The following is a 5,960-nucleotide window of genomic DNA, read 5'->3' as shown; positions in this document are numbered from 1 at the left end:
CGGGCGACGCTCGGTTGCATCCTGTTCGCATTGAATCATCGTCATAAAAAATATTACAGCGAACAGGATGTTCGCTCCACAAAAAAAAACTTTTAAAAAGCACTGACATAGGGTTGTCAGTGGGGCATAGTTTCTTTGTGTCATTAACCAAAACAACACAAAATTATGTCAATGATTACAGCGTTCCTCAAAGAATTAGAACAAGAATCCCTCGTCACTCGCAAGATGTTATCACTCATTCCCGATGATAAATTCGACTGGCAGCCACACCCAAGAAGCATGAGTTTTCGCCAATTGGGAACGCACATTGCCGAATTACCAACATGGATAACTTTGGGACTCTCAACCGATGAATTAGATTTTGTAAAAACGCCCTATCAACCAAAACAAATCAATAATACGGCCGAATTAGTGGCGTATTTTGAAGAAACATTGGCCGATGGACGCACGCAACTTATTCCAGAAAATGAAGAAAAATTAGCAGAATCGTGGAAATTACGTGCAGGTGACCAAATCTACATGGATGTAAGCAAGGCCGAAGCTATACGTAATGCTTTGAGCCAAACGATTCATCACAGAGCTCAATTAGGTGTTTTCTTGCGTCTCATGGATATTCCGATACCTGGTTCTTATGGGCCAAGTGCCGACGAGACAAATTTCTAAACGAGGGGTTTTCTAAAGACTTTAAGCCAATGAAAATTCATGAAAAGCATATAGCCTACACAAAATTATGAAAAATGCTTTTTAGGGTAAACGCAATCCACATAACTGAAGAGAGGTCAAAACTTGACCTCTTTTTATTTTTTTGTGCTATCCATTGTTGCTACATTAGCTGTTGCAATTGAATCTTTTTCAAAATAAGCCTTTTTGTCGGCATCGGTGGCTTGTTCGGGCGTGCCAAAAGTAATAAAACCAGCAAAATAAGCTATCGCCATAAGGCCTATTAGTAGGCCAAATCCCCAACCCAAAAGACGTTTGTAGTCAAGTTTGGTTTCTTCTTTTATCTCAGTTTTGTTTTCTAATGCTTTTTTTTGATTAATGTTCATGACAGTAAGGATTTAGTTATACAGTTATTCAGAAAAAATAATACCACAGATTTTCTTATGAATAATGCAACAAATGGAGGAAATTTGGGGATAAACATCAGCATTTGATGATTATTCCACAGAGAAAAACTTAAAAGTGAGCATAAAATGACTGAAATTGAGATTTTAGAAAGAAACCTGAATAAGTTTTCGGGAATGAGTAGCGAGGCTTTTCAGCTTTCGGCAAAGTATTGGCAAGTGAAAACCTACAAAAAAGGTGATTTTTATAATGATTTTCAACAAGTTTGTAAGCATTTAGGGGTTGTTTTAGAGGGTGTTTTTCGTACTTATTACCTCGACGAAAAATCAGCCGACGAAAAAAATATTTTCTTCTACACCGATAATCAACTGGTGGTTTCTTATGCCAGTTTTATCAATCAAGTGCCTTGTCATTTTTATACGCAATCAATGGTTACATCTAAAGTTATTTATATTCACTTCGATAACCTGATGTCGCTTTATCGGCAGTCGCACGAGTGGGAGCGATTGGGTAGATTGATTGCCGAACAAGCATCTAACGTAGCCCTTAATCGCACCGAAAGTTTGCTTTTTCAAACCCCCGAGCAACGGTATTTAGATTTGATTTCGCACCACCCCGATATTATGAATACTATTCCGCTGTATCATATTTCGTCGTATCTCGGCATTCAAGGTCCATCGCTGAGCCGAATCAGAAAAAGACTTTCTGAAAGGAAATAACGGAACTGTAAAGATATTGTCGCAAACAAAAATGGGACGCTGATGACGCTGATAAATAAATTTAACGCTGATTTTCGCAGATAATCTGTGCAAATCAGCGTTGGAACATCTGCGTTATCAGCACAGTCCGCCGTTGTGGTTCTAAAAATTTGTGACAGTATCTTTATAATTCCGATAAATAATTTAATTTTTTACGATTTTAACTTGGGTTAAAGTTTTTGTTGTGTCTGATGCTGACCTTTGTATCATCAAATTCAAAATAACAATTTAAACAATAAAGACAATGAAATTTACAAGACAAGCATCGGCCAATTGGAAAGGTACAGGAATGGAAGGCGTAGGAACAGTTTCTACTCAAAGTACAACACTCGATAAAGCTCAATTATCATTCAAAACTCGCTTTGCGGATGGCGTAGGTACAAACCCAGAAGAACTTATCGGAGCAGCTCACGCAGGTTGTTTTTCGATGAAATTTAGTTTCGTTTTGAACGAATTAGGTTTCACGGCCGATAATATCGACACCAATGCAAAAGTTGTATTTGAAGATGGAAAAATCACGCATATTCATTTAGAAATGTCGGCTTCGATTCCAAACATTTCGGAAGAACAATTCCAAGAAGCAGCATTAAACGCAAAAGCAAACTGTCCGATTTCGCAGTTATTCAATGCCGAAATCACGCTTACTGCAACTTTGGCTTAAACCATTATCAAAACACATATAAATTTACTGAACACAGGACGCAATTCCTGTGTTCTTTTTTATTGCTGACTATAAATACCGCAACCAAGTTTTTTCGGGGTGTTGGCTTTTATAATTGCTATACCATTTACAAAGCGGATACATAATCAGAATAACGGCAAACCAAGCCAAATAAACTTGTGGAAGTGTAATTCCATCATCGTTTTTGGGGCGGCCGAGTGTTTGTTCATGAAATACAAAATCGCTCCACTGATAGCCCTTCGCTAAAAATGTGATGATTAAAAATGTCCGAATTACGTACCAGTGAATGAGGTAATAAAACAACGGTACACTGCCATAGACTTTAAAAAACTTCAATTTTCCTTCGCCATATATTTCCGCCAACCATAGCATTAAAAAAGAAATCCCCAGCATGCAAAGCGTAAAATCGAGCGATGGAGCGTTTTTAGAAACATTTATGAATGATAAAAACGTAAAAAAAGGCTTTGTTTGAATACTCCATGGCACGGGGTCGCCGTAGATATTTATAAAGCGTAAAATCACAAACGCAATTAAAAATCCGCCCGCCATTTTCATAAAAAATCTGATTCTGTTTGGTTTTTCGACTAAAAAATATTCTCCTAAACCATAGCCAATCAGCATGATTGACCACCACGGCAGTATCGGGTAAGCCAAAATCAACAATCTTTCGCCAAGCGGAAGAACGGTAAGTACAAATAGCGGACTTAAAGCGTTTCTAAGACCAGATTCGGGTACTAAAGCCAACAGTCCATAGAAAATCATAATAAAACTACCAATGCCGAGAGCAATTTTGTGCGATTTACCAACCAATAACGATAGCAGTAGAAAACCTACTCCAATGGCGGCAATAACCTGAAAAAGTAAAGTATGAAAACCAATATCTGACCAAATTCCGAAGGAAATAATACTAAACTCCAAGAATATTAGCCAAATTCCACGAGTTAGTAAAAACTTACGGCTTTCGCTGATATTATTCTGGCGTTTAGCCGAAATATAAGCGGATACGCCCGATAAAAACACAAAAGTAGGGGCACACAAGTGCGTAATCCAACGAGTGAAGAATAGGGCAGGGTAGGTGTTTGATAAATCAGTTGGGTTTTGTGTGAGAGCATTTTGTAATAAAAAATCTCGTGTATGGTCGAGAGCCATGATAACCATAACGATGCCACGAACGACATCAATCGAAGTAATTCTTTTCATAATTTGTAAGGAAGGTTTTTGTGTTTCCAAATATAAGTAAATCAGCTGTTTTTTTTGATGGAAATCGGCCATTTTAAGAAAAAATGAAACTATTTCTTTTAAAAGAACGAACGTTCATTTATTTTTGTGGCCAATATGAGAATCAGAGACGAACATAAAGAACAGATTGTAAAGCAAAAAGCCCTTGAATTGCTTGTGAGTCAAGGTTTTGAAGGGTTTAGTATGCAAAAATTGGCACGAGCCGCCAATGTGTCGCCAGCCACACTTTACATTTATTACAAGGATAAAGAAGATTTGATTGTAAGTATCGGGCGTGAGATTGCCCAGAAACATAACGAAGCAATTTTTAAAAATTTCGACCCGTATGCTCCGTTTGCCGATGGCTTGAAAATTCAATGGCAAAATAGGGCGGAATTTATGATGAGCCACAAACTCGAAATGGATTTTTTTGAGCAGATAAAAAACTCTTCGTTTAGAGAAGCCGTTACCGAAAACATTGTGGCTGAATTTAGAGAGAAAATGCGAGTTTTTATGCAAAATGCCATTCAACGTGGCGAAATAAAAGCCTTGCCGATTGAGGTTTCGTGGTCGATTTTGTATGCTCCTCTTTATAATCTGATTCGTTTTCATCAAGAAGGAAAAAGTATCACTGGCGACCCTTTTGTGCTGACTGATGAGGTTTTGTGGCAAACATTTGATTTGGTACTGAAAGGAATAAAAAACTAAAAACGTAATAAAATTTATTGATATATGAAGAGTAACTCGACCAACGAAAAATTTAGCCCATACCAGATTTTTATTATTGCCATTCTCACGATTTTACAGTTTACGCTGATTTTAGATTTCATGGTTTTGTCGCCTTTAGGTGCGATTTTGATGAAAGAATTGAGCCTTCAACCAAAACAATTTGGACTCGTAGTTTCGGCTTATGCTTTTAGTGCGGGTGCATCGGGGCTTTTGGCGGCTGGCTTTGCCGATAGATTCGACCGTAAAAAACTACTACTTTTCTTTTATGTAGGTTTTATTTTCGGCACAACGCTTTGTGCGATAGCCGATAGCTATGAGTTTTTGTTGATAGCTCGAATCGTGACAGGGATTTTTGGTGGTGTAATTGGCTCAATCAGTTTTGCAATTATCTCCGATTTATTCAAACTCGAACTCCGTGGGCGTGTGATGGGCTTTGTGCAAATGGCGTTTTCGGCAAGCCAGATTTTGGGTTTACCGATTGGTTTATATTTGGCCAACGCCTTTGGTTGGCATTCGCCGTTTTGGATGATTGTGGGTTTTTCGATAATCGTTGGCATTGCGATTGTGGTGTATATGCAGCCAATTACCGAACATTTGAAGGTTCAAAACGACCGAAATCCGTTTGAGCATTTATGGAAAACCCTTTCTAAATCCGATTATTTAAGAGCATTTTTAGCGACAATTTTATTGGCTACGGGCGGTTTTATGCTCATGCCTTTTGGTAGTGCGTTTAGTATCAACAACTTAAAAATTGACATCAAAGATTTACCGATGTTGTATTTGGTGACAGGCATATTTACGATTACGTTTGGCCCGCTTTCGGGCAAATTGAGCGATAAACTGGGCAAATACAAGGTGTTTTTTGTTGGCTCAATTATCACAGTAATCATGGTTTTGATTTATACCAATTTAGGCCCAACGCCACTTTGGTTGGTTGTTATTGTGAATGTGCTAATGTTTGCGGGTATTACGGCTCGAATGATTTCGGCTTCTTCGCTCATGACGGCTGTGCCGCAAATGCAAGACCGTGGTGCGTTTATGAGTATCAATTCGTCGATTCAGCAGATTTCGGGTGGAGCTGCTGCCGCTTTGGCTGGCGTAATTGTTTCAGAAGGAAGCGATGGAACGATGCAAAATTACCCACTTTTGGGAATGGTGGTAGTGGCTTCGATGCTTATTACTATTGGAATGATGTATATTTTGAATCGACAAATTCAGAAAAAAACAATTAAATAAATCTCAGATTGACTGACATAGGGTTGTCAGTGGCTGGTATTTATTTTGCTTATCCTTCCAAATTCAAACCTAAGAATAGTCATGATTTGGGTATTTAGAACTACGATAAAAAATAAAATACAAGTACGAAAAGTAGCTCCATTACTTAACGAACTTGTTTTGCCGCACGGAAAATGGAATTTTGATTTAGAAGATTGTGATAAAATCTTGCGAATCGAAAACCGAAAATTGGAGATTTGCGAAAGCTACATTGTGGAGCAATTAAGTGCTTC

At 38.1% G+C, this 5,960-nt stretch carries 8 protein-coding genes; 6 read left to right on the top strand and 2 right to left on the bottom strand.

The features are described from left to right. The first annotated feature begins 165 nt into the window (after positions 1 to 165). The gene (locus ACOVO2_RS22055) at positions 166 to 663 is read left to right on the top strand and encodes a DinB family protein (protein ID WP_421772045.1); all 498 of its coding nucleotides are present in this window, start codon (positions 166 to 168) and stop codon (positions 661 to 663) included. Positions 664 to 797: 134 nt separating this feature from the next. Here the strand turns inward: ACOVO2_RS22055 and ACOVO2_RS22050 are convergent, their stop codons facing one another. After that, positions 798 to 1,046 (bottom strand): hypothetical protein, encoded by a 249-nt coding sequence (locus tag ACOVO2_RS22050; protein ID WP_421772044.1) that lies wholly within the window; start codon positions 1,044 to 1,046, stop codon positions 798 to 800. Between the two features lie 147 nt (positions 1,047 to 1,193). On the opposite strand from ACOVO2_RS22050, the gene ACOVO2_RS22045 reads away from it, so the two are divergent. Then, entirely contained in the window at positions 1,194 to 1,784 is a 591-nt protein-coding gene (locus ACOVO2_RS22045) for a Crp/Fnr family transcriptional regulator (protein WP_421772043.1), read from the top strand. A gap of 283 nt (positions 1,785 to 2,067) precedes the next feature. Next, on the top strand, positions 2,068 to 2,484 hold the full coding sequence (locus ACOVO2_RS22040; protein ID WP_421772042.1) for an OsmC family protein: 417 nt from the start codon (positions 2,068 to 2,070) through the stop codon (positions 2,482 to 2,484). A gap of 69 nt (positions 2,485 to 2,553) precedes the next feature. Here ACOVO2_RS22040 and ACOVO2_RS22035 read toward each other — a convergent pair whose 3' ends face one another. Further along, on the bottom strand, positions 2,554 to 3,705 hold the full coding sequence (locus tag ACOVO2_RS22035; RefSeq protein ID WP_421772041.1) for a DUF1624 domain-containing protein: 1,152 nt from the start codon (positions 3,703 to 3,705) through the stop codon (positions 2,554 to 2,556). A 135-nt stretch (positions 3,706 to 3,840) separates the two neighbouring features. Between ACOVO2_RS22035 and ACOVO2_RS22030 the strand changes: the two genes are divergently transcribed. The 3 genes from ACOVO2_RS22030 to ACOVO2_RS22020 all read left to right on the top strand — a co-directional run. Continuing rightward, the gene (locus ACOVO2_RS22030) at positions 3,841 to 4,431 is read left to right on the top strand and encodes a TetR/AcrR family transcriptional regulator (protein ID WP_421772040.1); all 591 of its coding nucleotides are present in this window, start codon (positions 3,841 to 3,843) and stop codon (positions 4,429 to 4,431) included. A 24-nt stretch (positions 4,432 to 4,455) separates the two neighbouring features. After that, complete coding sequence (locus ACOVO2_RS22025; RefSeq protein ID WP_421772039.1) at positions 4,456 to 5,688, top strand: MFS transporter; 1,233 nt, start codon at positions 4,456 to 4,458, stop codon at positions 5,686 to 5,688. 81 nt (positions 5,689 to 5,769) lie between these two features. Next, the coding region (locus ACOVO2_RS22020) for a hypothetical protein (protein ID WP_421772038.1) at positions 5,770 to 5,960 on the top strand (191 nt) is incomplete at its 3' end.

Source organism: Emticicia sp., assembly GCF_049241225.1.
Classification (GTDB): Bacteria; Bacteroidota; Bacteroidia; order Cytophagales; family Spirosomataceae; genus Emticicia.
The sequence above is the reverse complement of the archived record's forward strand: the minus strand, read 5'-3'. Positions and strand labels throughout refer to the sequence as shown.